The 23,518-nt window shown below is 54.5% G+C and carries 22 protein-coding genes and 1 pseudogene; 12 read left to right on the top strand and 11 right to left on the bottom strand.

Features of this window, described 5'->3' with window-relative positions; genetic code table 11:
• Positions 1-1,215, top strand: a complete 1,215-nt coding sequence (locus P6287_RS21915) for a diguanylate cyclase (RefSeq protein ID WP_277975021.1) — start codon at positions 1-3, stop codon at positions 1,213-1,215.
• On the top strand, positions 1,212-1,685 hold the full coding sequence (locus tag P6287_RS21920) for an OmpA family protein (RefSeq protein WP_192413091.1): 474 nt from the start codon (positions 1,212-1,214) through the stop codon (positions 1,683-1,685). The genes P6287_RS21915 and P6287_RS21920 overlap by 4 nt, the downstream gene beginning before the upstream one ends.
• Here P6287_RS21920 and P6287_RS21925 read toward each other — a convergent pair.
• Positions 1,672-2,646, bottom strand: a complete 975-nt coding sequence (locus P6287_RS21925) for a UV damage endonuclease UvsE (RefSeq protein WP_277975022.1) — start codon at positions 2,644-2,646, stop codon at positions 1,672-1,674. The two genes, P6287_RS21920 and P6287_RS21925, sit on opposite strands and share 14 nt — an antisense overlap.
• Positions 2,647-2,729: 83 nt before the next feature.
• Positions 2,730-4,760: a choline transporter gene (locus tag P6287_RS21930; protein ID WP_192413096.1), complete on the bottom strand. Its 2,031-nt coding sequence runs from the start codon at positions 4,758-4,760 to the stop codon at positions 2,730-2,732.
• Between the two features lie 255 nt (positions 4,761-5,015).
• Here P6287_RS21930 and betI point away from each other — a divergent pair, with 255 nt between their 5' ends.
• Genes betI through betA form a run of 3 tightly spaced genes read left to right on the top strand, consistent with a single transcriptional unit; the run spans position 5,016 to position 8,803 of the window.
• Positions 5,016-5,609 (top strand): transcriptional regulator BetI, encoded by a 594-nt coding sequence (gene betI / locus P6287_RS21935; RefSeq protein WP_101761563.1) that lies wholly within the window; start codon positions 5,016-5,018, stop codon positions 5,607-5,609.
• Between the two features lie 13 nt (positions 5,610-5,622).
• The gene (gene betB / locus P6287_RS21940) at positions 5,623-7,095 is read left to right on the top strand and encodes a betaine-aldehyde dehydrogenase (RefSeq protein ID WP_192413098.1); all 1,473 of its coding nucleotides are present in this window, start codon (positions 5,623-5,625) and stop codon (positions 7,093-7,095) included.
• Between the two features lie 28 nt (positions 7,096-7,123).
• A complete protein-coding gene (betA, locus tag P6287_RS21945) occupies positions 7,124-8,803 on the top strand; it encodes a choline dehydrogenase (RefSeq protein ID WP_101761565.1) in 1,680 nt (559 codons plus the stop codon).
• Positions 8,804-8,845: 42 nt separating this feature from the next.
• Here betA and P6287_RS21950 read toward each other — a convergent pair.
• Positions 8,846-9,025: pseudogene (locus tag P6287_RS21950) on the bottom strand (VapC toxin family PIN domain ribonuclease); the annotation flags it as partial.
• A gap of 186 nt (positions 9,026-9,211) precedes the next feature.
• On the opposite strand from P6287_RS21950, the gene P6287_RS21955 reads away from it, so the two are divergent.
• On the top strand, positions 9,212-10,114 hold the full coding sequence (locus tag P6287_RS21955; protein WP_277975023.1) for an alpha/beta hydrolase: 903 nt from the start codon (positions 9,212-9,214) through the stop codon (positions 10,112-10,114).
• Here the strand turns inward: P6287_RS21955 and P6287_RS21960 are convergent.
• From P6287_RS21960 to P6287_RS21975, 4 genes are all read right to left on the bottom strand, one after another.
• Positions 10,111-10,818 (bottom strand): isochorismatase family cysteine hydrolase, encoded by a 708-nt coding sequence (locus tag P6287_RS21960; protein ID WP_277975024.1) that lies wholly within the window; start codon positions 10,816-10,818, stop codon positions 10,111-10,113. The two genes, P6287_RS21955 and P6287_RS21960, sit on opposite strands and share 4 nt — an antisense overlap.
• Positions 10,811-12,121, bottom strand: coding sequence for a cytosine permease (locus tag P6287_RS21965; protein ID WP_222183440.1), 1,311 nt, complete (start codon positions 12,119-12,121; stop codon positions 10,811-10,813). The genes P6287_RS21960 and P6287_RS21965 overlap by 8 nt, the downstream gene beginning before the upstream one ends.
• On the bottom strand, positions 12,114-13,562 hold the full coding sequence (locus P6287_RS21970) for an amidase (protein ID WP_277975025.1): 1,449 nt from the start codon (positions 13,560-13,562) through the stop codon (positions 12,114-12,116). The genes P6287_RS21965 and P6287_RS21970 overlap by 8 nt, the downstream gene beginning before the upstream one ends.
• Positions 13,563-13,761: 199 nt before the next feature.
• A complete protein-coding gene (locus P6287_RS21975; RefSeq protein WP_277975026.1) occupies positions 13,762-14,661 on the bottom strand; it encodes a LysR family transcriptional regulator in 900 nt (299 codons plus the stop codon).
• 97 nt (positions 14,662-14,758) lie between these two features.
• On the opposite strand from P6287_RS21975, the gene P6287_RS21980 reads away from it, so the two are divergent.
• Positions 14,759-15,811, top strand: a complete 1,053-nt coding sequence (locus P6287_RS21980) for an SDR family oxidoreductase (RefSeq protein ID WP_277975027.1) — start codon at positions 14,759-14,761, stop codon at positions 15,809-15,811.
• Between the two features lie 39 nt (positions 15,812-15,850).
• Here the strand turns inward: P6287_RS21980 and P6287_RS21985 are convergent, their stop codons facing one another.
• Both P6287_RS21985 and P6287_RS21990 read right to left on the bottom strand, forming a co-directional pair.
• The gene (locus P6287_RS21985; protein WP_008106908.1) at positions 15,851-16,186 is read right to left on the bottom strand and encodes an SMR family transporter; all 336 of its coding nucleotides are present in this window, start codon (positions 16,184-16,186) and stop codon (positions 15,851-15,853) included.
• Between the two features lie 48 nt (positions 16,187-16,234).
• Entirely contained in the window at positions 16,235-16,678 is a 444-nt protein-coding gene (locus tag P6287_RS21990) for a DUF417 family protein (RefSeq protein ID WP_277975028.1), read from the bottom strand.
• A gap of 265 nt (positions 16,679-16,943) precedes the next feature.
• Between P6287_RS21990 and P6287_RS21995 the strand changes: the two genes are divergently transcribed.
• Both P6287_RS21995 and P6287_RS22000 read left to right on the top strand, forming a co-directional pair.
• Positions 16,944-17,552, top strand: coding sequence for a TetR/AcrR family transcriptional regulator (locus P6287_RS21995; RefSeq protein ID WP_277975029.1), 609 nt, complete (start codon positions 16,944-16,946; stop codon positions 17,550-17,552).
• An 87-nt stretch (positions 17,553-17,639) separates the two neighbouring features.
• Positions 17,640-18,710, top strand: coding sequence for an ABC transporter substrate-binding protein (locus tag P6287_RS22000; protein ID WP_277975030.1), 1,071 nt, complete (start codon positions 17,640-17,642; stop codon positions 18,708-18,710).
• Between the two features lie 107 nt (positions 18,711-18,817).
• On the opposite strand, the gene P6287_RS22005 is transcribed toward P6287_RS22000, so the two are convergent.
• A complete protein-coding gene (locus tag P6287_RS22005; protein WP_277975031.1) occupies positions 18,818-19,606 on the bottom strand; it encodes a sulfite exporter TauE/SafE family protein in 789 nt (262 codons plus the stop codon).
• 117 nt (positions 19,607-19,723) lie between these two features.
• On the opposite strand from P6287_RS22005, the gene P6287_RS22010 reads away from it, so the two are divergent.
• The gene (locus tag P6287_RS22010; RefSeq protein ID WP_277975032.1) at positions 19,724-20,494 is read left to right on the top strand and encodes a helix-turn-helix transcriptional regulator; all 771 of its coding nucleotides are present in this window, start codon (positions 19,724-19,726) and stop codon (positions 20,492-20,494) included.
• Positions 20,495-20,614: 120 nt separating this feature from the next.
• Here the strand turns inward: P6287_RS22010 and P6287_RS22015 are convergent, their stop codons facing one another.
• The gene (locus P6287_RS22015; protein WP_277975033.1) at positions 20,615-21,493 is read right to left on the bottom strand and encodes a LysR family transcriptional regulator; all 879 of its coding nucleotides are present in this window, start codon (positions 21,491-21,493) and stop codon (positions 20,615-20,617) included.
• A 122-nt stretch (positions 21,494-21,615) separates the two neighbouring features.
• On the opposite strand from P6287_RS22015, the gene P6287_RS22020 reads away from it, so the two are divergent.
• Both P6287_RS22020 and yddG read left to right on the top strand, forming a co-directional pair.
• Positions 21,616-22,467: a Vmh family MBL fold metallo-hydrolase gene (locus P6287_RS22020; protein WP_277975034.1), complete on the top strand. Its 852-nt coding sequence runs from the start codon at positions 21,616-21,618 to the stop codon at positions 22,465-22,467.
• A 126-nt stretch (positions 22,468-22,593) separates the two neighbouring features.
• Positions 22,594-23,481 (top strand): aromatic amino acid DMT transporter YddG, encoded by an 888-nt coding sequence (gene yddG, locus P6287_RS22025; RefSeq protein ID WP_277975035.1) that lies wholly within the window; start codon positions 22,594-22,596, stop codon positions 23,479-23,481.
• Positions 23,482-23,518: the final 37 nt, after the last annotated feature.

Raw genomic sequence — 23,518 nt, forward strand, 5'->3', positions numbered from 1 at the left:
ATGAAAATAGAAAATTCACTAAATGACAAATCATCGATTCGTAACAAGCTGCGCAAGATTAGCACCATCAACTCTGCGGTGATTTTATTGCTGTGCTGGCTGCTGCTCTCATCGACTTCCCTGCTGTTTATTAAAAGCTACGAGAAAAGAAATCTGGAATTAATTGCCGCCACGCTCAGCACCACGCTGACGGCCGCCACGGTATTTGAAGACAGCTACGACGCGCATAATAAAATCGCGCGCCTCGGCAATGAAGGCATGTTCGATTCCGCAAAACTGGTGACTGACGATCACACTGTTTTAGTTGACTGGCATGATCGACAAGAACAGACCGGCTGGTATCCGCGATTATTACGTGAGTGGATTTATCTTAAACCGCTCAGCGTTAATATTAACCACTCGGAAGCCAATGTCGGTACGCTGACGCTGGAAGGCACCGTTACCGGTGCGGCCGATTTCATCCGTTATTCGCTGATGATTCTGACCAGCGGCATGCTGTGCGTGTTAATCATCTCCTTCCTGCTGAGTGAATTTCTCCATCGCGGCATACTTGCCTCGTTGCGTAATATCACCAGCTCGATCCACTACGTGATCCATTCTGGTGATTTTTCCTTACGTATCCCGGAAAGCCCGACGCGCGAATTTCAGCTGTTTTCCAATGACCTCAACTCATTGCTGACAGAGATGCAGACGCTGCAGGCTTCTCTGATCCGCGATAATCGCACGCTGGCCGCCAAAGCGCTGGAAGACCCGCTAACCGGCCTCGCCAATCGCGCCGCCTTTGTGGCGCGTTTAACCCAACTGCTCGATCAGCAACTGGCGAAAGAGCGCTTTGCTTTGCTGTTTCTCGATGGCGATCGCTTTAAAAGCATCAATGATAACTGGGGCCATGCCGCCGGTGATGAAGTACTGAAAGCGATTGGTTCGCGCCTTTCCGCATTGGCATATAAACAGGATTTAGTCGCGCGTTTAGGCGGCGATGAGTTCGCCATGCTGGTGAGCAGCCGCGCCAGCGAGGCGCAATTGCAGTTGCTGATGCAGGATATTAATGAAGCCATCAGCCAGAAAATTGTTATTGCTGAAGGCACTCCGATTTCCACCTCGGTGACCATTGGCTACGCCTGGTCGCAGCACGGCGATACGGTTGAGTCGATTCTGGAACGCGCAGATATGAACATGTACAAAAATAAGGGAAAGAGTAAGGTGCGGAGATGAAGATGAAAATTTTCCTGATGGTGTGTGTGCTGGCGCTGGTCGGTTGCCAGGCAAAAGGACGTTTCAGCGATGAACAGATCGCAGCGATGCGTAATGCCGGTTTCAGCCAAAATAGCGAAGGTTGGGGATTAGGTTTGTCGGACAAAATTCTGTTTGGCGTCAACGAATCTGAACTCACTCCCGCCAGTAAAAACACCATTCAGACGATGGCGAAAAATCTGGCGACGACCGGCATTAAGCATGTGCGTATTGATGGTCATACCGATAATTACGGCAAAGCGGATTACAACCAGCAGCTGTCGTTGAAAAGAGCCAACGCCGTTGCGACACAATGGGCGCAAGGCGCGGGAATTCCGCGCGAAAATATCGTTACGCGCGGCTTAGGAATGAGCGCGCCGATTGCCAGCAACAATAACCCGCAGGGCCGGGCGCAAAACCGCCGCGTGGCGATTGTGATTACGGCGCCGTGATGATCTGGCGCTCGACTGCATAATCGTACAAACGGTCGCGCGCTAAATTCTTCATCTTCACTTCGCACATAATATCGAAGGCATCAAACGACAGCGCCCAATCATTTAAGCTTTGATTGAAGTAATAATCGGCATGGGCGCGAAGTTTGGTTTTCGACACCGCTAAATCCTGCTGATCCGGGAAACCGTGATCGGGAATCAAACCTTCCTGCGCAATCGAATAGTGCAAAACTGGCCGCACACCGCGCCACGACGCTTTTATCAGCGCGATGCGCGCATCATCAGCCTGAATATAGTGATTCTCTTTCACCCAATGATGGTGAATATCCAGCACTACCGGACACAACTCACGCGCCTGCAACACATCGTCCAGCGAACAGGATATTTCATCATTCTCCACCGTCAGCATATTGCGCGCTTCAGGGGTGAGCCGCAGAAACGCGGCGCGGAATCCCGCAAAGCCCTTTTTGCCGTTCATATGGATGTTGATTTTGAAATCCTGAAACTGTCGGCCATAACCCATTAATACCGCACAGGTAGCGTGATACTCCACATCCTCAATCGCGCGATCGACCACGCCGTCATTATCGGAGGCCAGCACCGTATATTGGCCGGGGTGGAATGAAAGCCGAATATTATTAGCGCGCGCCAGCTCGCCGCAGCGGCGCAGTAACGGCGTAAGATCGGGCAATAATTCACCGTACAGCTGAGTCGCTTGCGGCACCGTGTAAAGCGGCAATAGATCGCTGCCGATGCGCATCATGCGCAGCGCGTCGGGCTGCGTGGCCAGCTTTTCAAGCGTGAGAGTGAGATTTTGCAGATTGTTTTGCGCCAGTTGGTTCAGCAGCGTGATGCGTGATTCATCATCGAGGCCGAGAAAGCGCGTGCGGGTGGTGCTTTTGAAGGGATACGGCTGTTTAGCCTGTTGATCCAGATACTTACAAGCAAAGCCTAATTTCATTTCATCCCCCGTTTAATCAGCGTGAAAGTGTAGCTGCGATCGGAGAAAGTGCCAGGTGCGCATCGAGGCGCACCTGGCTGACATCACACGTCCGGGAAGGTCATATTGCTGCCCGGCGCTTCACGATGCAGGTGGATAAAGTTCAGGTGACGTTCGTACTGATCGAGAATATCGATGATCACCTGCTCTTTGTTGTAGTCCATCAAATCATTGCCTTGGCTGCCTTCCAGCAAGAAGGTTTCCAGGCGGTAATAGGTCGATTTACCGCTACGTGCGCGATAGGTAAAGCCCGGTACCGAATACTGCTGTGGCCAGATTTGATAAACGAAATCCTGCTCCTCGCCCAGCAACACGCGCAGATCAAGGTGGCCCAGCGGCTGCCCCTCTTCTGGCTCGGCACGCTCCAGCGATACACGTCCACCGCGCAGCTCCAGCTCTTTCGCCACATCCTGCATCGCCGGGAACAGCACCTCTTCCATCATCTTCTGCGTATAACGCGTGCCCGGATAGTTCATCAGACGGGACAGGCGCTTCTTCCAGCTCAGGCGATCGTTACTGGCCGGAATGTACGGCGCAGTGTCGCGGCTGGCGCTGGCGCGGCGATGATCTTCCACCTTCAGCGATTTATACAGCCCGGCCATCACAAAGAAGATTACAAAGCTAAACGGTAAGCCCATGATCACGGTGGCGTTCTGCAAGGCAGAAATCCCGTTAGTCATCAGCATGCCCATCGTCAGCACACCAATCGCAATCGACCAGAAGATACGCAGCCAGTTTGGTGCATCGCTGTTGATGTCTTTCAGCTTCGAGGTGAAGTTACCCAGCACCAGCGAACCGGAATCCGCCGACGTCACGTAGAACAGCATGCCGGTGATGGTGGCCACCGAAGCACTGAATTTAAACGCCGGATACTGCGCCAGCAGGCTATAGAAGCCGCGTTCGGCATGCGCCATCACTTCCTGCGCAAAGCCGGCATCGCCGTGAATGATTTCATACAGCGCCGCGTTACCAAACACCGACAGCCACAGCAGCGTAAAGGTGAACGGGATAATCAGCGTACCCAAAACGAACTCACGAATGGTACGACCGCGCGAGATACGTGCAAGGAACAGACCGACAAACGGCGACCAGGCAACCCACCACGCCCAGAAGAACAGCGTCCAGCTATTCATCCACTCGCGTGGCTGATCGAAGGCAAAGGTATTCAACGTCATGCCCATAAAGCGATTGACGTAATCACCAACGTTCAGCACCAGCGCGTTGAGCAGGAAATCGGTTTTGCCCATAAACAGCACGAACAGAATTAAGCCCAGCGCCAGCGCGACGTTCAGCTCAGAAAGAATACGGATGCCTTTATCCACGCCGGATGTTACTGAGATGGTGGCGATGATCACCGACAGCACAATCAGCGCGGCCTGCGCCGTGAAACCTTCCGGCACATCGAACAGCACGTTGAGGCCGTAGTTCAGCTGCACCACACCAATCCCCAACGTGGTGGCGATACCAAAGATGGTGCCGATCACCGCGGCAATATCCACCGTGTGACCAATCGGGCCATTAATGCGTTTGCCGAAAATCGGATAGAGCGCCGAACGGATGGTGAGCGGCAGGTTGTAGCGATAGCTGAAGTAGCCGAGCGCGATGCCCATTAATGCGTACATCGACCAGCCGGTGACGCCGTAGTGGAACAGCGTCCATACCATCGCCTGACGCGCGGCTTCCATGGTCTGCCCTGCACCTTCTGGCGGCTGCATGTATTGGGTTACCGGCTCGGCAACCGAGAAGAACATCAGGTCAATACCGATGCCGGCGGCAAACAGCATCGCCGACCAGCTCAGCAAGCTGAACTCGGGTTTGGATTGCTCCGGCCCCAGCTTGATGGCGCCGTAGCGCGAACACGCCATATAGATGACGAAAACGATGTACAGCGTGGCAGCGAGCATGTAGTACCAGCCAAACGTGGAGGTGACCCAGTTAACGGCGGTCAAAAGCCAGCTGGCAGCGAGTTCGCTGTAAAAAATCGTGACAAGTGAAAATGTCAGAATCAGTCCGGCGGAGGTGTAAAACACCACAGGATTGATTCTGTCTTTTTCACTGGCAGGTGGATTAATCATCGATTACCTCTGGTTAATTTCCTGTAGTACGTGCCAAAGAAGCTCGCGGAGATCGCCATTAACGGCATCCCGACGAGGCAAAATGCGGTTTTCGTGGGATGCGCGTGCATACGCATCCGCTGAGTCCCTTCGCTTCCCCGCTTCGTTTTTGTAACAATCCAAGCACAGCATCCTAACAAATTTCTTTTTTATATTGAACGTGCAATCAAAAAAAGTTTTAATAGTGTTCTAAGATTGAAGTGGAGCTGGAGTGTTATGCCAAAGGTGGGAATGCAGCCGATACGTCGTCGGCAACTGATTGATGCGACCCTGAGCACCATCAACGAAGTCGGGATCAACGATGCCACCATTGCGCAGATTGCGCGACGTGCTGGCGTATCGACAGGCATCATTAGCCACTACTTCAAAGACAAGAACGGTCTGCTGGAAGCCACGATGCGTGACGTAACACGTCAGCTACGTGATGCGGTAGCAGCAAGGTTAAAACCGCTGGCAGACGCCACAACGGAAGCGCGCCTGCTGGCGATTGTGGAAGGCAACTTTGATGATTCGCAGGTGCACAGCGCCGCAATGAAAGCCTGGCTGGATTTTTGGGCCAGCAGCATGCATCAGCCACAGTTGGGCCGCTTAGAACGCGTGAGCAGCCGGCGCCTGTTTTCCACATTGGCAGCCGAGTTTCGTCGCGTTATCCCGCGCGAAAAGGCGCGTCTGGCGGCACATGGCCTCGCGTCATTGATTGATGGCCTGTGGCTGCGCGCGGCACTCAGCGGCAAACCGTTCGATTTGGCTATCGCCAGACAGCTCACCACCCAATTCATTCGTCAGCAATTGGCTGACCAGAATCACTGAGGAAGGAGAAATCATGTCCCGATTCACCGAGCAACACCTTTATATTGATGGCGCATTGGTTCCCGCTGCGGCAGGTAACACATTCCAGACCATCAACCCGGCGAACGGCGAAGTGCTGGCCGACGTGCATGAAGCGGAACGCGCAGACGTTGATCGCGCTGTTGCCGCCGCGAAAAAAGGCCAGAAAATCTGGGCGGCGATGACCGCGATGGAACGTTCGCGCATTTTGCGTCGTGCGGTCGATATTCTGCGTGAGCGCAATGACGAACTGGCCGCGCTGGAAACCCTCGACACCGGCAAACCGCTGAGCGAAACCCAATACGTGGACATCGTCACCGGTGCCGACGTGCTCGAGTACTACGCGGGCTTGATTCCTTCTCTGGAAGGCCAGCAGATCCCGCTGCGCGATACCTCGTTCGTTTACACCCGCCGCGAACCGCTGGGCGTGGTAGCCGGGATCGGCGCGTGGAACTATCCGATTCAGATCGCGCTGTGGAAATCCGCGCCAGCATTGGCCGCCGGTAACGCGATGATCTTCAAACCCAGCGAAGTCACGCCGCTGACCGCGCTGAAACTGGCGGAAATCTATACTGAAGCGGGCGTGCCGAACGGCGTGTTCAACGTGTTGAACGGTCGCGGCGCGGTCACCGGCCAGCTGCTTACCGATCATCCGGGCATCGATAAAGTCTCCTTCACCGGCGGCGTTGCCAGCGGTAAGAAAGTGATGGCCAATGCGGCCGGTTCGACGCTGAAAGATGTCACCATGGAGCTGGGCGGCAAATCTCCGCTGATCATTTTCGATGACGCTGACCTCGATCTCGCCGCTGACATCGCGATGATGGCGAACTTCTACAGCTCGGGCCAGGTTTGCACCAACGGCACGCGCGTGTTTATCCCAGCTAATTTGCAAGCGGCGTTTGAAGCCAAAATCGCTGAGCGCGTGGCGCGTATTAAGGCCGGCGATCTCAACCATCCAGATACCAACTTCGGTCCGCTGGTGAGCTTCGCGCATCGCGACAACGTGATGCGCTTTATTGAATCCGGCATCAGCGAAGGTGCGCGCCTGCTGTGCGGCGGTAAACGTCTGAGCGGTGCGGCTTTCGATAACGGCGCATGGGTGGAACCGACCGTGTTCACCGACTGCCGCGATGAGATGACCATTGTGCGTGAAGAGATCTTCGGGCCAGTGATGTCGATTCTGACTTATGAAAGCGAAGAAGAAGTGGTTCGCCGCGCCAACGCCACCGAATTTGGCCTGGCGGCCGGTGTGGTAACCCAGGATCTTAACCGCGCGCACCGCGTAATTCACCAGATTGAAGCGGGCATTTGCTGGATCAATACCTGGGGCGAATCTGACGCCGCAATGCCGGTGGGCGGTTACAAACATTCGGGTGTGGGCCGTGAAAATGGCCTGATGACGCTGCAAAACTACACGCAGGTGAAATCTGTGCAGCTCGAAATGACCCGTTTTCAGTCCGTATTTTAATTTTGGCTTTTAACCTGAGGAACGACTAATGGAATTTGATTACATCATTATCGGAGCCGGATCCGCAGGGAACGTTTTGGCAACAAGACTGACCGAAGATAGCAGCGTCAATGTGCTGCTTTTAGAAGCGGGCGGCCCAGATTACCGCTTCGACTTCCGCACGCAGATGCCTGCGGCGCTGGCGTTCCCGCTGCAGGGAAAACGCTACAACTGGGCGTATGAAACTGAACCTGAGCCGTACATGAACAACCGCCGCATGGAGTGCGGGCGCGGTAAAGGCTTGGGCGGATCGTCGCTGATCAACGGCATGTGTTACATCCGTGGTAACGCGATGGACCTCGATAACTGGGCCAGGGAGCCTGGCCTGGAAAACTGGAGCTACCTGAACTGCCTGCCCTACTATCGCAAATCAGAAACGCGAGATATCGGTGCCAATGATTATCACGGCGGCGAAGGTCCGGTGAGCATTACCACCTGTAAACCTGGAAACAATCCGCTGTTTGCGGCGATGATTGAAGCCGGCGTGCAGGCAGGTTATCCGCGCACTGATGACCTGAATGGCTATCAGCAGGAAGGTTTCGGGCCAATGGATCGCTTTGTGACGCCGAAAGGTCGCCGCTCCAGCACCGCGCGCGGTTATCTCGATACCGCGAAAACCCGTCCGAACCTGAAAATCGTCACCCATGCGACCACCGATCGCATTCTGTTTGAAGGTAAACGCGCGGTTGGCGTGCAGTATCTGCTGGGTTCCAGCAATACCTCGCACCAGGCGCATGCACGTCGTGAAGTGCTGCTGTGCGCCGGAGCCATCGCCTCGCCGCAGATTCTGCAGCGTTCCGGGGTCGGATCCGCTGAATTGCTGAAACAGTTCGATATCCCGCTGGTGCATGATTTGCCGGGCGTGGGTGAGAACTTGCAGGATCACCTCGAAATGTACCTGCAATATGAGTGTAAAGAGCCAGTTTCGCTCTACCCGGCCTTGAAGTGGTGGAACCAGCCGAAAATCGGTGCGGAGTGGCTGTTTAATGGCACCGGCGTCGGCGCCAGCAACCATTTTGAAGGCGGCGGCTTTATCCGCAGTCGTGAAGAGTTCAGCTGGCCGAATATTCAGTATCACTTCCTGCCGGTGGCGATTAACTACAACGGCTCGAACGCGGTGGAAGCGCACGGCTTCCAATGCCACGTTGGTTCGATGCGCTCACCGAGCCGCGGTCATGTACGCCTGAAATCACGCGATCCGCGTCGCCATCCAGCGATTCTGTTCAACTACATGTCACATGAGCAGGATTGGCAGGAGTTCCGCGATGCGATTCGTATCACGCGCCAGATCATCAACCAGCCGGCGCTGGATAAATATCGCGGTAAAGAGATCAGCCCAGGCCTGGATTGCCAGACCGATGAACAGCTGGATGAGTTTGTGCGAAATCACGGCGAAACGGCTTATCACCCGTGTGGCACCTGTAAAATGGGTAACGACGAGATGTCTGTCGTCGATGGTGAAGGCCGCGTTCACGGCGTTGAAGCCCTGCGCGTGGTAGATGCTTCAATCATGCCGCTGATCATCACCGGTAACCTGAACGCGACGACCATCATGATCGGCGAGAAAATCGCAGATAACATTCGTGGTCGACAGCCGCTGCCGCGCAGCGAAGCGGATTACTTTGTTGCCGGTGATAAACCGGTCCGCGCTGAACCGATGCGTGGTTGAGGTTGATTTGGGGGCGACGTTGGTCGCCCTTTTCTTTGGTGGCTAGCTAGCCCAATCCTGAAGATCCAAATCAACTACCCGAGCGAATTTCCGAGTATTGTTAGGGACTAAAATTGTGCCTGCCACAATGGCATGTCCGGCGATCGCCGCATCATTAGCACCAATCGGAGTACCAGACACAGCCAAGGACATTGTCACTTTCGTCGTAGCATCTATAGCCGCGCTTCACTGTCACAACGACAACCGCACTGCTGCCAGGCTCACGATTAGGGAAACAATTAATAGTATGTTGTAACTACAAACCTTAATGCTTGTCCCGTCGCATTTGTTCATACATAGCAACGCCCTCTTCATCTTTTCTGCTGATTTATCTGCTTCAATAAGCCTCCGATTTCGTGAGGATCTGCCATGAAGCGCCGCCATTTTTTGTCGTATCTCACTCTTTCCGCGCTGACAGTGCGCAGCGGGCTAATCTGGGCTGCTTCTAAACGCGTAACAACCCAAATCTTGCCGCTATGGCCAGATTTACCGCCGGGCGGTGGCGGTCCTGCTGGCGCTTTGGTGATTTCAACCAAAGGCGCGCAGCGTAATATCGTACAGCCCACACTCACCTTATTAACGCCGCCCTCGCCTAATGGTCGCGCGGTATTGATTGCCGCAGGTGGCGGCTATTCGCGCATTGAAATGGGTAAAGAAGCCTGGCCTGCCGCAGCCTGGCTGACGGCGCGCGGATATACCGTTTATGTGCTGAGTTATCGTTTACCGCATGAAGGCTGGAAAGATGGTGCGATAGTTTCTCTGCAGGATGCACAGCGCGCGCTGCGCCTGGTGCGGCAACGGGAAAAATATCTCAGCGTGTTAGGCTTTTCCGCTGGCGGTCATCTGCTCGGTATGGCGGTCTCGCGAGTTAATTTTAGATCTTACAGGGCAACCGATGCCCTGGATAACCTGCCCGCCACGGCCGATCGCGCGGCGCTGATCTATCCCATCATTACGCTGGAAGCGCCTTACACCCACACTTCAACCCATAAAATGCTGGTTGGCAACCACGCGCCCGCCAGTGAAAACGCCGCATGGTCAGTGCAGGAGTTTGTCAATCCGCAATCGCCGCCCTTCTTTCTGGTGCAGGCAGAGGACGATCCGATTTCCGATCCGCATAACACGCTGATTATGGCTGACGCCTGTAAGCGTGAGCATGTGCCGGTTGAGATGCATCGCTACAGCAGCGGCGGACACGGATTTGGTATGGGCAGGCCCGGCACGCCGACCATGGCGTGGCCAGAGCACTACGAAAAGTGGTTAAAGAGCTAATCCACCTCAACCGTTTGCTTGCTAATTAATCCCGCCACCAGGGTCTGCGAACTGGCCACGGCACCAAAAATTCCGCCCTGCATATGGATCATGCTGAGCGCCGCTTCATGGTGTTTCAGCTCCGTCGCCGCGCAGCAATCTGACAACACCAAACACTCAAAACCGCGATCGTTAGCCTCGCGCAGCGTGGTGTGGACGCAGACATCAGTGGTGATGCCGCTGATGATCAGATTGCGAATACCGCGGCTGCGCAGAATCAGTTCGAGATCGGTAGCGTAAAACGAGCCTTTGCCCGGTTTATCGATGATGATTTCTCCCGGCAATGGCGCCAGTTCCGGGATAATTTCCCAGCCCGGTTCACCGCGCACCAGAATGCGCCCGCACGGACCGGGCGCGCCGATCTCCGCCTGCATGCGCCTGGATCGCCAACGCTTATTTGCGGGCAGATCACTTAAATCCGGCCGATGCCCTTCGCGCGTATGGATGATCGGGAAGCCCAACTCGCGCATCGTTGCCAGCACCTGCTGCAGCGGTTTGATAGGCGCGCGCGTTAAGGCAATATCGTAGCCCATGCTATCGACGTAACCGCCTTTACCGCAGAAATCGGTTTGCATATCGATAACGATCAGTGCGGTATCCTGCGGGCTGCAGCGACCGTCATACGGCCACGAGTAAGGGGTTGAATCAATGGCGTAATCAGGCATTTTTTTCCTCCATCACCGTTACTGTGCTTTCACCTTTTAGTTTCACAATCAGCGTATAGCTGGCGGCAGCAGTCACCAGGCCAATCACCGCTTCACCGAACTGTGGGAAGGCGATGTGCGCAATCACCGCACACAAGCTACCAATCGCCCAGGCGGCAAAGGCGCTACCGCGCATGCGGCGCAATTGGCGCTGTTCGCTGATTTTGGCCATGAAGATCAAATCGACAATCATCACCGCGCCAAACGGCGGCACCACGATGCCGAGCAAGCTCAGCCATTCGAGGAAATAGGACCACACGCCAGCCAGCGCCAGCGCCCCGCCAATCACGCCAAGGATCACCGTCCACAGACGCATTTTGCTGCTGAACAGATGACTAAAGCCGACTGCGCCGTTATACAGACAGTGCGTACACACCGAACCGAGATTGATAAACACAAACAGGAAAGCAATCACCGACAGCAGCATGCCGTGCCCCATTAGCATTGGCAGGAAGTTGCCGCCGTTACTCGCCGGATCAACCGCCGCGCCCACCGCCACAATCACCACGCCAAACAGATAAGAGATAACGTTCGCCACCGGGAACGCTGAGAACGCGGCAATCACCGCCGATTTACCGTCTTTTGACCAGCGGGTGAAATCTGCCGTCATGGTGCCGGAATCGGCGAAACCGGCCACCACCATGGTGACGGCGGTGCCCATGCTCATTGCGCCCACTGCGCTGCTGCTGCCGGTAAACTGCGTGATGGTGCTGAAATCGTGATCCTTACTGATCAGCCACAGCGCCACCAATCCCAACACCACGAACAGCGGCGCAGCGATCATGCCGAGCACGGACAATGCGCGCACGCCGAGGAAGGTGATGGCGGTATACAGCACCATGGCAAACGCCGTCACCGCCAGCGCATTCCAGCCAAAGGTTTGATTAATCACCGTGCCGGTTAACCCGGTCTGGAAAGCGTACCAGCCGATCACCACGGTCGACAGGAAGCCCGAAACTAAAATGTAGCCTTTGGTGCCAAAAGTGCGTTTCGCCTGCAACGCGAAGTTCATGCCGGTATTACCGGCGAACCAGCTCAGCGCACCCACATAGGCAAACAGCACCAGATTTCCCAGCAGAATGGCAATCAGCGCCGGCCAGAAGCCGAGATGCCAGGTAATGATGCCGCCAAATAGCGCATTGGTGAGGATCATCGGGAAACCAAACCACACCGCCGACACCGAACCCGTCGAGTGGCGATGGCTGAGCGGAACCGGTTCATGCTCGAACTCCTGCTCTAAAGCCGGTGAATTTTTGTTAGTCATGGGCAACTCCGATTGAAACAGGTGTGATGTGATTCCAGGGTTGTATGCGCTCGAACGCGGCACTCGCCGCCAGCACCAGGCCATCGTCCAGATGACGACCCACGATTTGCATGCCAATCGGCAATCCGCTGGCGGTAAAGCCCGCAGGAACAGACGCCGCCGGTTGGCCGGTGAAATTGAACGGGAAGCAGAATGAAAGCCAGTGATCGCTGCGCACCATGCGGCCATCGATGATCTCGGGTCCCTGCATATTGAGCGGGAACGGCGGCACCGCCAGCGTCGGCGACAGCAGCAGATCGTAATGCTGCATGAAGCGCCACATCTGGTTACACAGCTTTTTGCGTGCGGTATTGGCGTCGGTAAAAGTTTCAGCGCGCCAGTCATGTTGCAGCATGGCGCTGAGATGCGGTGACATGCGTGCACCCAGTTCGGCGTGCATGTGACGCATGCCGGTGAGATCGCTCTCAAAAGCCACCAGCGCGGCAAAGGTGGCACATTCATCGGCGATACCGGGATCGACTTCATCCAGTTCAGCGCCGAGCTCACGGGCAAAACGACGCGCGGCGTGCGTGACAATGTCACGCACTTCGGGATCAATGGCAATGTAGCCGAAATCCGCGCTGAAAGCGATGCGCAGACCGCTCAGCGGTTTTTCCAGCGAGGCCAGCCAATCCACGTCGTTGCAGGGAATCGAGTGGCGATCGCGCATATCTGGCCCCGCCATCACCGACATCATCAGCGCGCTGTCGCGCACCGAACGCGTCATCGGGCCGATATGCTCCAGCGACTCCCAGCTGGAAACGCCGGGATAACGCTCGTCGCGACAGCCCGGCCATAAGGGTACGCGCCCCATCGACGCTTTCAGGCCAAACACGCCGCAGTGCGCGGCGGGAATTCTTACCGAACCGCCGCCATCGCTGCCCAGCGCAATCGGACACAGGCGCCCCGCCAATGCCGCTCCGGAACCGGCGCTCGATCCGCCCGGCGTTTTAGAGAGATCCCACGGATTACGCGGTGATGGAAACAGTGGATTGTGCCCAACGCCGCTATAGCCAAACTCCGGTGCGGTGGTTTTCCCCAGCAGCACCGCATCGGCCGCCAGCAGGCGCTCAACGGTGATATCATCTTCTTCCGGGATAAAATCAGCGTAGGCATGCGATCCAGAAGTGGTTTTCACGCCTGCGGTACAAATCAGGTCTTTCACCGCCAGCGGAACGCCCGCCAGCGCCCCCAGCGTTTCGCCGCGCGCGCGTTTTGCATCAACAGCGGCCGCCTGTTGCAGCGCCAGCTTTGGCGTAGCGGTACAAAACGCCTGAATCTGCGGCTCGCGCTGCTCCATGCGATTGATGGCGGCTTGCGTCACTTCCTGCGCCGAAACGTCTCCGCCGCGGATTAACGCCGCCAGCGTAGTGGCATCTTCATCCAACAGTGCATCAAACATGCGAATACTCCCGATTTATCACTTATCTGAAACGTTGCAGTTTACGTGCCAGAAAATTCCATAAACGAGGGCGCTAACGGCCAGGCCAGATGGGATACGCTCTTGGATACAAGATCGAATACTTATGTTTCTTTACAATGCAGATGTTGCGATTAGAAGCACGAAAATGGCGCAGCCATGCGCCAGGATGGAGAGCGGCTTAATCAGCCGCAGGAATCAATTCATCCACAATCTGTTCAATCACTTTCACCACGCGTCTGACGCGCAGCGGGATAAAGCGCGCATCGGGGAATACCGCGTAGAGAAAACGGTCTGGCAGACGATATTGCGGCAAGATACGTACCAGCGAAGCTGATTTTAATGCCTCCTGCACCAGTGGTAACTGCATGCCCCCGACGCCGATGTCCGCCTGCAGCGCCTGCAACAACCCTTCGCTGCTGTTGGCGCGAAACACGGTATTCACGGTTAGCGCGACGGTTTCCTGGTTGGATATCAGGCGCAGCGGTGCCTGTTTGTCGATACCGCTAAAGCGAACATGCGGATGCGCGGCCAGCTCTGCCAGCGAGGTAATCGGTGTTGCGCGTACCCGCTCAGGCGCAGCAAACAGCGGCGTTTCAATACGCGCCAGTAATCTCGCCGGAAACATCTCCGGCGGCATTTCACTCAGGCGCAACGCGATATCCACGCCTTCACTCACCAGTTCGGCCACGCGATCGTCGAGCGCGATGGTCAGATGCAGTTCTGGGTTCGCGCGTTGCAGCCCCAGTAAAGGCGGCAGCAAGCGCTGGCCTAATCCGCTGGGTAATTGGATATGCACGCTGCCTTGCAGCGCTTGCTGCGCCGGGCGCAACTGGCTTTCAACATCCTGCATCGCGGCCAGCAGCGGCTGCATATGCTGTAAGTATCGCTCGCCCTGCTCAGTCAATTTCATCGCGCGCGTGGTGCGGTGCAACAACACGATGCCGAGTTCTTCCTCCAGCGCCGCGATTTGCTGGCTCACGGCGGATTGCTTCATCCCGCTCAGGCGCGCTGCTGCCGAAAACGATCCGGCTTCCGCCACGCGTATGAAGGTATTGATGGCATTGAGTTTATTATTCATTTAATGATTTTTCTGATAAGTGGCATCTGGATAGTGGGATATCAGCAATAAAAATAATAGATAACACTGTGCCTGTCTTGTTCACAGGAGAATCATCATGTCGCAAACACATCACGTCGCGCTGGTCGCGGGCGCAACCGGCATTGTCGGTAGTGAGTTGGTAAAAACACTGCGTCAGCAGGATTGGCAGGTGATCGGCCTGACGCGCCAGCCTGCAATCTCAACGCACGATATCCCTTTCATCCATGTCGATCTGCTGGATGCGCAGCACAGTGCACAGGCGCTGGCCTCGCTTAATCAGGTCACGCATATTTTCTACAGCGCGTGGCTGAATGCTGCCAACTGGCGTGAAATGGTCGAACCCAACGTAACGATGCTGCGCAATCTGGTGGTTAACATCGATAAAATCGCGCCGTTGCGCAGCGTCAGTTTGATGCAGGGATACAAAGTTTATGGCGCGCATCTGGGACCGTTCAAAACGCCCGCGCGCGAAAGCGATCCCGGCGTCGCGGGAGCCGAATTCAATGCGCAACAGCTGCGTTGGCTAAGTGACTTTCAGCGCGGTAAAAGCTGGCACTGGCACGCCTTGCGTCCCGGTGTGGTCGGCAGCGCGGTACCCGGTAATGCCATAAACCTGGCGCTGAGCATCGCGCTCTACGCATCTCTGTGTAAATCTCAGGGCTTACCGCTACGTTTTCCCGGTTCATCGCACGCCTGGCACAGCATGGTCGATCATACCGATGCGGGATTACTCGCGCAGGCCACGCTGTGGGCGGCCAATGCGCCTGGCGCGCGCAATCAAGCTTTCAACGTTAACAACGGCGATTTATGGCGCTGGAGTGAGCTGTGGCCTGCGATTGCCCGGTGGTTTGAACTGGAAAGCGCGCCGGCGGTGAATCTGTCGTTTTCTCAGCTGTTTCAGGATTACCGCGCGCTATGGCAAACCATCGCTATAGAACATCAGCTGATCGCGCCGGATATCTTGCAGCTAAATGATGGGCTGTTTGCCGATTTTGTCTTTGGCTGGAATTACGACATGTTTGGTGACGGCAGTAAAATACGGCGCGCGGGTTTTAACGGCTATCAGGCAACGGATGAGATGTTCTTTGCTCTGTTTGCGCAGTTACGCGCAGCACGCATTATCCCTTAACGCTAACAGGGAAGCCTGTGCTTCCCTATTATTACTTCGTTAATGCAGAATGGTTTTGGAGAAAACCTGAATCACCACAATGCCTAACCCGATTAACATCAAACCCGCCATTGCAGCGAAATCTAGTTTCTGGTTGTAGAAAAAATAAGACATGACCGACACCAAAAATATACCCATTCCGGCCCAGATAGAATAAGCAATGCCGACATTCATCTGTTTAACCACTTGAGATAATCCATAAAATGAAATGGCATAACCTATTACCACAACTACGCTGGGAATAAGGCGTGAGAATCCTTGCGAGGCCTTCATCATGGTTGTGGCAATCGTCTCAGCGACGATGGATATCGCCAGTATCACGTAAACATTATTCATAAAGCCCTCTTAAATGCCCGAGAGTAAACACGCGTTATAGAGTAGCTGTTAGAGGTTGTTTTTCCAACGGATTAAATCGCGCTTCAGTAACGTCAGACCAATCGCCACCACCATAATATCTTTAAAAATAAACGAATCGAGTCCGCCTAACTGCGGTAACAGACTTAAGGTAACTAACCCGGTAAGTATCAACAATCCAGCGCCGATCATACCTAACAGTGGACGTTTAAAGCCTGCGATGAGCAGAATAACCGTCGTCATCTCTACTACGCCCAGGAAATAGCTGCTGCCATGGAGACCGAGGAAGTAGGGAAATATACTCAGCCATGTTTTTATAAATATGGGTTCCAGCGCCTGAACTTCAAATTCAAACCACTTTGCCATACCAAAAACCAGGAAAATAATAATTATTGATAATCTTAATACCAGCGGCTCTTTGCTGGTGAGAAAATGAATCGCACGTGAAGCATAGACTTGTTTGGCTGTTGTCATGGTAAATCTCCCGCTATTTATGTGGCCGGTTCGTTAAGAGTTGAGCTGGCTAAAAGTCATGGTTCATGGTGGCAATTACATCTAGTCGCGAGCATATAAGTTGCGGTGGCCTCACCTTGAGGGCGCTTTTCATGATAACTTCCTTTTGTTAGTGTTCACTAAAATATATAACGCAGCCAAACACAAAACGCACCACATTTATTAGTGAAAACTAAAATACATGACGAATTTATCAGAAAATTCAGATCTCATGGGAGTTATGTCAATGAATGTCAACAAAAAATCAGGCAGACCACGTCTTCTCCCAAAAGAAGAGCTGGCGGCGATCATGTTCTCGATCTTTGCTGACAAAGGTTATGAAGCCACCTCACTCAACGATCTTACCCAGGCAACCGGTACCAAGCCCGCCACCTTGTACCAGGCATTTGGTAATAAAGAAGGGATGTTTATCGCTGCGCTTGAACATTACAAAGCGACGTGGCTGCCAGATTTAGAGGCGATTCTTTCCTCTGAAGAATTGAGTTTTAGCAACAAGATTAAGCAGTTCCTGTTTTCGGCATTTAACCTTTTTTCCTGCGAAGGCAAACCGCCAGGCTGCTTGTTGGTGTTTTCCGCGCTCACATTTCGCCCTGAAGCCTCATCGTTAGGCGCGGAGTTATTCAACGAACGTCATGCATTTAAAGCGTGGATAATCGAGGAAGCGCAGCTTGCACAGCAGAACAACACCCTTTCAGGCAAATTATCTCCTGACGAAGCCGCTGAATTTATTCTGACTTTTGAAAGTGGTTTAGCCCTGATGGCGCTGGATAATCCCGACCAGGAAGTGATTAACAGTATGATCGATAAGGTGATCGATGCAGTAATGTGCGAGTGATACTGAGCATTGTGATGTTAAAAACAGCCATATCTCCGCTTACTTAATCGCTATATACTCCGGTGTATATCGAATTCAGGAGCTTTTATGCATACCTCTCTTAAGCGGATTATTCTGGCGGAATTACTCACTCTCACCTCGCTTCATAGCTATGCCAGCCGCATCGTCACCGATCAAATTGGTCGTCAGGTGGAGATTCCGGACAGGATTGATCGCGTAGTGGTGCTGCAGCACCAAACTCTGAACCTGCTGGTGCAGCTCAACGCCACCGATAAAATCGTCGGGATTTTGGCGAACTGGAAGCAGCAGTTAGGTGAGGGTTATGCGCAATTAGTGCCGGAACTGACGCACAAAGCGATGCTCGGTGATTTGACGCATGTCGATTTGGAAAAGCTGGTGGCGCTGCATCCGCAGGTGGTGTTTGTCACCAACTATGCGCCGAAAGAGATGATCGACCAGATTTCTGCCCTGGGCATTCCGGTACTGGCGATTTCACTGCGTCACGATGACGCCGGTCAGCAAGGCAAAATCAATCCCAGCATGCAGAATGAAGATCAGGCTTACGATCTCGGTATTAAGGAAGGGATCACGCTTATCGGCAAGGTGGTTAATAAGCCAAAGCAGGCGCAGGCGCTGATTGATGCCGCCTTTGCCGGGCGCAAAATGGTCAGCGACCATCTGAAAAATCTGCCTGAGCAGCAGCGCGTGCGCGCCTATATGGCGAATCCCGACCTCACCACTTACGGCTCGGGCAAATATACTGGCTTGATGATGGCGCATGCGGGCGCATTCAATGTCGCGGCCGCGACCGTGCAGGGTTTCAAACAGGTCAGCATGGAACAGGTAGTGGCGTGGAATCCGCAAGTGATTTTCGTGCAGGATCGCTATCCCAACGTGGTGCAGGAGATCCAGCAGGATGCGCGCTGGCAAACCATTGACGCGGTGAAAAATCATCGGGTGTGGCTGATGCCGGAATACGCCAAAGCGTGGGGCTATCCGATGCCAGAAGCGATTGGCCTCGGCGAACTGTGGATGGCGAAAAAGCTCTACCCGGAAAAATTCCGCGACATCAATATGCAACAACAAGCCGATCGCTGGTATCAGCGCTTCTACCGGACGCACTATCATGACCACGCTGTAGATTCTGGCGGCCGGTAGTTTGCGCGGCGTGGCCGGATCTGGTGGCGGCATTTATCTCTTCAGCCACAGCGCAGCTCATCTTGCACCAGCATGGTTTTGCATCAGCATGGTTTCCAATCTACGGTTTAAACCGCGATAGCCAACAACACCATGCACAACAGCAGAACATAGACACGCGCATGCCAGACATCAGGCACCGCCGGAATACAGCGTCGGGCGAACACGATCCCGATAAAACCGGCGACCACCAGCAGCAACAATATCTTCAGGCTGATAAAGCCGAGATAATCGCTGACGGGAATCTGCTGCCAGCCGCTGATGGCGTAAGTTATCGCGCCAAAAACGGCGACCGGCAGCGACAGCGGATTGGCCGCGCTGACGCAGTCGCGCATGGCATAACCATGACGCCGCAGCAGCGGCACGGTCATTACGCTGCCGCCAACGCCGAGCATGGCGGCGATCACACCAATCATTGTGCCGCCCGCGCTGACGGTGAACCGTGACAACCTTCGCGGTGCAGTGCGGCTAAAGAAGCCTTTCCGCAGCAGGCAATCAGCGATAGTCACCATCATGTAAAGCATAAACAGCCTGCGCACCCAAATGTCGCTCATCACGCCAGCCAGCCACGATCCCATCACCGCTCCGAGCGCGATAAACCAAATTAGCGGCAGTAAAATGTCTGTATTTAATTTGCCAGCCCGCCAGTTTTGATAACTGGCCCAGCCGGCGTTGAAAATCATCACGGCGGTCGAGGTCGCCACCGCGATATGCATCGCCTGAGCCGCCAGTAACGGCTGCTGCGACAGCAGTTGATAGACAAACGGCACCACGACAAAACCGCCGCCAAAACCAAACAGCACCGTGGTGATGCCGGAAGCAAAACCCGCCAGCCCAATAATTAACAGCTCGCTCATCGCCTTTCTCTGCATCATGAAAAGAGTAATGTAGCTTACGCAGCAAGCTGCCCACTTCCCATTTGTGCAGCGCTCATTTACCCTTGCAAATCAGTCAATTTGCGGTGGATGTCGGGGATGCGAAATAGCCACATTGATGAATACGACCATATTGATCGTGACGTGGTGGCGCTGGGCAATGACTACGCGCAGAGATTTGTGCTGCAAGAGCATCGCCATCGCCGCGCGCAGCTGCTGTATGGCGCAACGGGTTTGATGCACGTCGCAACGCAGGCGGGCGAATGGGTGGTTCCGCCGCAGCATGCGGTGTGGATTCCGCCTGACACCGCGCACAGCGTTAAGTTTGTGGGTGTTTCTACGCGCAGTCTGTATATCGAGCCGGTTTGTGCGGCAGCTCTGCGTGAAAGCGATCGCTGTCGCGTCATCAGCGTCTCGCCGCTGCTGCGACAGCTATTGATTGAAGCCGTTGATTTACCGCTGTTATACGCATCCGATCGCGATCAATCTCTGATGCAGTTGCTGCTGCTGGAGCTTGCGGCGATGCCTGCACAGGAATTCGATATTCCACTGCCACCACATCCGGCGCTGTTGGCGCAATGCCAGAACTTCTTACAAGCACCAACCATTCACGACCCGGCCGATCGTTGGGCCAGCACACTGTTTATGAGTTCCAGCACCTTCCGCCGCCATTTCCTGCAGCAGACCGGCTTGTCCTTTTCCGCCTGGCGACAGCGCGCCTGCGTGGTGACGGCGCTGGCGTGGCTGGTGGCGGGCAAATCGGTAAACGAGGTGGCGCTCTCGCTCGGCTATGACAGCAGCTCGGCCTTCTCCAGCATGTTTCGTCGCGTCACCGGTCAGGTGCCATCATTTTACATCGACCATGATTGAGCGAAGTTTCACCACTCACTTGGCGATTTCAGGCTGAAAATCGGCTTTCTGAGACTACGATTTCATACATAACACACTGAAAATAATCTTATTCCTTTTGAAACAGATATGTGTCGAAATTCAGGCGGTTAACTGCTGCTGCACCGCGTCGAGAAACGCCCGCAGCGCCGCCGGTTGCCGTTCGCGTGACATGTAGAGGCCATAGATCGCCAGCGTTTTTGGCTGATAAGCCGGCAGCACGGTTTGTAGCTGTCCATTGTCGAGTGCGTGACGCGCCTCCATTTCCGGCACCATCGCTAAACCGCAACCGGCAATCGCCGCATCACACAACACCGACGAGATACCGGCGCTGAAATTCCCATGCACTGCCGCTGAAAGGGTTTCGCCCTGCGCATCGGAAAACTGCCAGCTCTGCCCGGCGAAACGGCTGTAATGCAGGCAATTATGCTGTGCGAGATCGGCAGGCGTTTGCGGCGCACCACGCGCTTGCAGATAGCCAGGCGAGGCGCACAACACCGAAACACATTCGCCTAAACGTCGGGCAATGGCGCCAGGTTCGGGATCGTCGGTAATCCGCACCGCCACATCAATGCGTTCGCCGATTAAACTCACCGGTTGATTGTTGATCTCCAGTTCGATACGCACCGCCGGAAAACGCGCGAGAAATGCCGGAATTATCGGGCCCAGAATATGCGTGGCGGTGGAATGTGCGCAGGCGACGCGCAAGGTGCCGTGCGGTTCGCTATCCGCGCCCTGATCGGCAATCTCTTCAGCCAATCTCGCCAGCGCGCGCGATTTTTCGAGGATCTTCTCGCCAGCGGGCGTAATGGTCAGTTTGCGCGATGATCGGTGCAGCAAACGTGCACCGGCCCACTTCTCCATTTCATCCAGATAGCGGCTGACCATCGGCCGCGAAATATCCAGCGCACGCGCTGCGGCACTCAAGCTGCCCAGCTCGCAAATGCGATTAAATACCGTTGCCGCCGTGACTCTGTCCATGTTGGCTCCATCTGATCGTTTTATGAAACTGATCATATCCAGTTTCGGGAATTCTACCAGCCAGCAATTTCTCTACAATAAAGCCCTCAAAGACGGCAAGGTGCCGGATAAAGGAAAATTCGATGAAAATGAAAACGTTGACGCTGGCATTGGCCTTTGCCGCCCTGCCTGCCTTCGCTGCGCCGCTCAATTTAGACGTGTATAACCCGCAGGAGAACGGCATTTTCCCGGTCTCTTCGACGCTGGTTTCTGGTCAGCACGAAGCGATACTGTTTGATGCGCAGTTCAGCACCAAAGACGGCGAAAAGCTGGTGCAGATGATCAAAGCTAGCGGCAAGAAGCTGACGCAGATTGTTATTACCTCCGGCGATCCTGATTTCTATTTTGGTCTGGAACCCATTGTTAAAGCGTTCCCGCAGGTGAAGATCGTGGCAACGCCGGAGGTGGTAAAACACATCGAAGCCAGTAAAGCCGCCAAGCTGGCATATTGGGGGCCGCAGATGAAGGACGGCGCGCCAAAGCAGCTGTATGTTCCGCAGGTTACTCATGCCACGACGTTTAAAATTGATGGTGAAACGCTGGAACTGCGTCACGCCAATGATTACGCGGCTTACGTATGGATCCCGGTGAACAAAGCGATTCTCGGCGGCACTGGCGTGGCTTCCGGCATTCACGTCTGGACCGCCGATACGCAAACGCCTGCTATTCGTCAGCAGTGGCGCAATGTGCTGAGCGAGATGCAAAAGCTGCAACCTAAGCAGGTGATTCCGGGCCATTATCTCGGCGAGCGCCCGGCGGGCGATGCGGCTGTTACCTTTACCCTGAACTATCTGCAAACCTTTGAGAAAACGCTGCAGCAGCACAAAGGTTCCGCGCAGGTGATCGAGACCATGAAAGCCGCTTATCCGCTTCTGCCGGAGGAGAGTTCATTGGATTTGAGCGCCAAAGTGAATACTGGCGAGATGAAGTGGTAATTGATGTTTCAGTGAGTGAGGTCGCCATAAAAGGCGACCAGCGTCGCAGCAGGAAATCGAGCAAATACAAAGCGCGTTTGATTTGATAGGATTTTGGCCCGAATTTGCGAAATAAGGTGGCGGGTCATGCCCCAAAAGAAGGCGACGCTGATTGGTTTGATGGCCATTCTGCTGTGGAGCGCGATTGTAGGACTGATTAAAAATGTCAGCGAAGGATTCGGCCCGGTAGGCGGTGCGGCACTGATCTACAGCGCCAGTGCGGTTTTGCTGATTTTCACCGTAGGCTTGCCAAAGTTGCGCACTTTTCCGCGCAGCTATTTGATTATCGGCAGCGTGCTGTTCGTCTGTTATGAACTCTGCCTGTCACTCTCATTAGGCTTTACCCACAGCGGACGCCAGGCAATTGAAGTCGGCATGGTCAATTATCTGTGGCCAAGTTTGACCATTGTTTTCGCGGTGATAGTCAATCGACAAAAAACCCATCCGCTGATTATTCCGGGCGTGTTGCTGGCGGTTGCCGGCATTTGTCGCGTGTTGGGCGGCGATCAAGGTTTTTCATTCAGCGAAATCACCCATAACGTGATGGATAATCCGTTGAGTTACGGCCTGGCGTTGAGCGGCGCGGTTATCTGGGCGGTGTACTGTGTGGTAACCAAAAAAATTGCTGACGGCAACAATGGGATAACGCTGTTCTTTATCCTGACTGCGCTGACGCTGTGGCTGAAGTTTTTGCTCTCACCGCAGCCGCCGTTTATGCTATCCGCTGAGGTTTGCATCAGTATGGCGCTTGCTGCAATGGCGATGGGCTTTGGCTATGCCGCATGGAATGTCGGCATACTGCATGGCAACGTGACCCTTTTGGCCGCCACGTCCTACTTCATTCCGATCATCTCTTCGATTCTCGCCGCCTTTATTCTGCGCTCGCATTTGACCGTCGCCTTCTGGCAAGGCACCGCGATGGTCTGCCTGGGATCGCTGATGTGCTGGTGGTCAACGCGGGTGCAGCAAGCATAATGCTTATCCTTAGAACAAAATTAACTCGTTGATCCTT

Source organism: Pantoea sp. X85 (genome assembly GCF_029623675.1).
Lineage (GTDB): Bacteria > Pseudomonadota > Gammaproteobacteria > Enterobacterales > Enterobacteriaceae > Pantoea > Pantoea leporis.

Bases quoted from the DNA above. Each gene is read 5' to 3' on its own strand.
- P6287_RS21915 (WP_277975021.1), top strand. From the start codon at position 1: ATGAAAATAGAAAATTCACTAAATGACAAATCATCGATTCGTAACAAG.
- P6287_RS21920 (WP_192413091.1), top strand. From the start codon at position 1,212: ATGAAGATGAAAATTTTCCTGATGGTGTGTGTGCTGGCGCTGGTCGGT.
- P6287_RS21925 (WP_277975022.1), bottom strand. From the start codon at position 2,646: ATGAAATTAGGCTTTGCTTGTAAGTATCTGGATCAACAGGCTAAACAG.
- P6287_RS21930 (WP_192413096.1), bottom strand. From the start codon at position 4,760: ATGATTAATCCACCTGCCAGTGAAAAAGACAGAATCAATCCTGTGGTG.
- betI (WP_101761563.1), top strand. From the start codon at position 5,016: ATGCCAAAGGTGGGAATGCAGCCGATACGTCGTCGGCAACTGATTGAT.
- betB (WP_192413098.1), top strand. From the start codon at position 5,623: ATGTCCCGATTCACCGAGCAACACCTTTATATTGATGGCGCATTGGTT.
- betA (WP_101761565.1), top strand. From the start codon at position 7,124: ATGGAATTTGATTACATCATTATCGGAGCCGGATCCGCAGGGAACGTT.
- P6287_RS21955 (WP_277975023.1), top strand. From the start codon at position 9,212: ATGAAGCGCCGCCATTTTTTGTCGTATCTCACTCTTTCCGCGCTGACA.
- P6287_RS21960 (WP_277975024.1), bottom strand. From the start codon at position 10,818: ATGCCTGATTACGCCATTGATTCAACCCCTTACTCGTGGCCGTATGAC.
- P6287_RS21965 (WP_222183440.1), bottom strand. From the start codon at position 12,121: ATGACTAACAAAAATTCACCGGCTTTAGAGCAGGAGTTCGAGCATGAA.
- P6287_RS21970 (WP_277975025.1), bottom strand. From the start codon at position 13,562: ATGTTTGATGCACTGTTGGATGAAGATGCCACTACGCTGGCGGCGTTA.
- P6287_RS21975 (WP_277975026.1), bottom strand. From the start codon at position 14,661: ATGAATAATAAACTCAATGCCATCAATACCTTCATACGCGTGGCGGAA.
- P6287_RS21980 (WP_277975027.1), top strand. From the start codon at position 14,759: ATGTCGCAAACACATCACGTCGCGCTGGTCGCGGGCGCAACCGGCATT.
- P6287_RS21985 (WP_008106908.1), bottom strand. From the start codon at position 16,186: ATGAATAATGTTTACGTGATACTGGCGATATCCATCGTCGCTGAGACG.
- P6287_RS21990 (WP_277975028.1), bottom strand. From the start codon at position 16,678: ATGACAACAGCCAAACAAGTCTATGCTTCACGTGCGATTCATTTTCTC.
- P6287_RS21995 (WP_277975029.1), top strand. From the start codon at position 16,944: ATGAATGTCAACAAAAAATCAGGCAGACCACGTCTTCTCCCAAAAGAA.
- P6287_RS22000 (WP_277975030.1), top strand. From the start codon at position 17,640: ATGCATACCTCTCTTAAGCGGATTATTCTGGCGGAATTACTCACTCTC.
- P6287_RS22005 (WP_277975031.1), bottom strand. From the start codon at position 19,606: ATGAGCGAGCTGTTAATTATTGGGCTGGCGGGTTTTGCTTCCGGCATC.
- P6287_RS22010 (WP_277975032.1), top strand. From the start codon at position 19,724: ATGCGAAATAGCCACATTGATGAATACGACCATATTGATCGTGACGTG.
- P6287_RS22015 (WP_277975033.1), bottom strand. From the start codon at position 21,493: ATGGACAGAGTCACGGCGGCAACGGTATTTAATCGCATTTGCGAGCTG.
- P6287_RS22020 (WP_277975034.1), top strand. From the start codon at position 21,616: ATGAAAATGAAAACGTTGACGCTGGCATTGGCCTTTGCCGCCCTGCCT.
- yddG (WP_277975035.1), top strand. From the start codon at position 22,594: ATGCCCCAAAAGAAGGCGACGCTGATTGGTTTGATGGCCATTCTGCTG.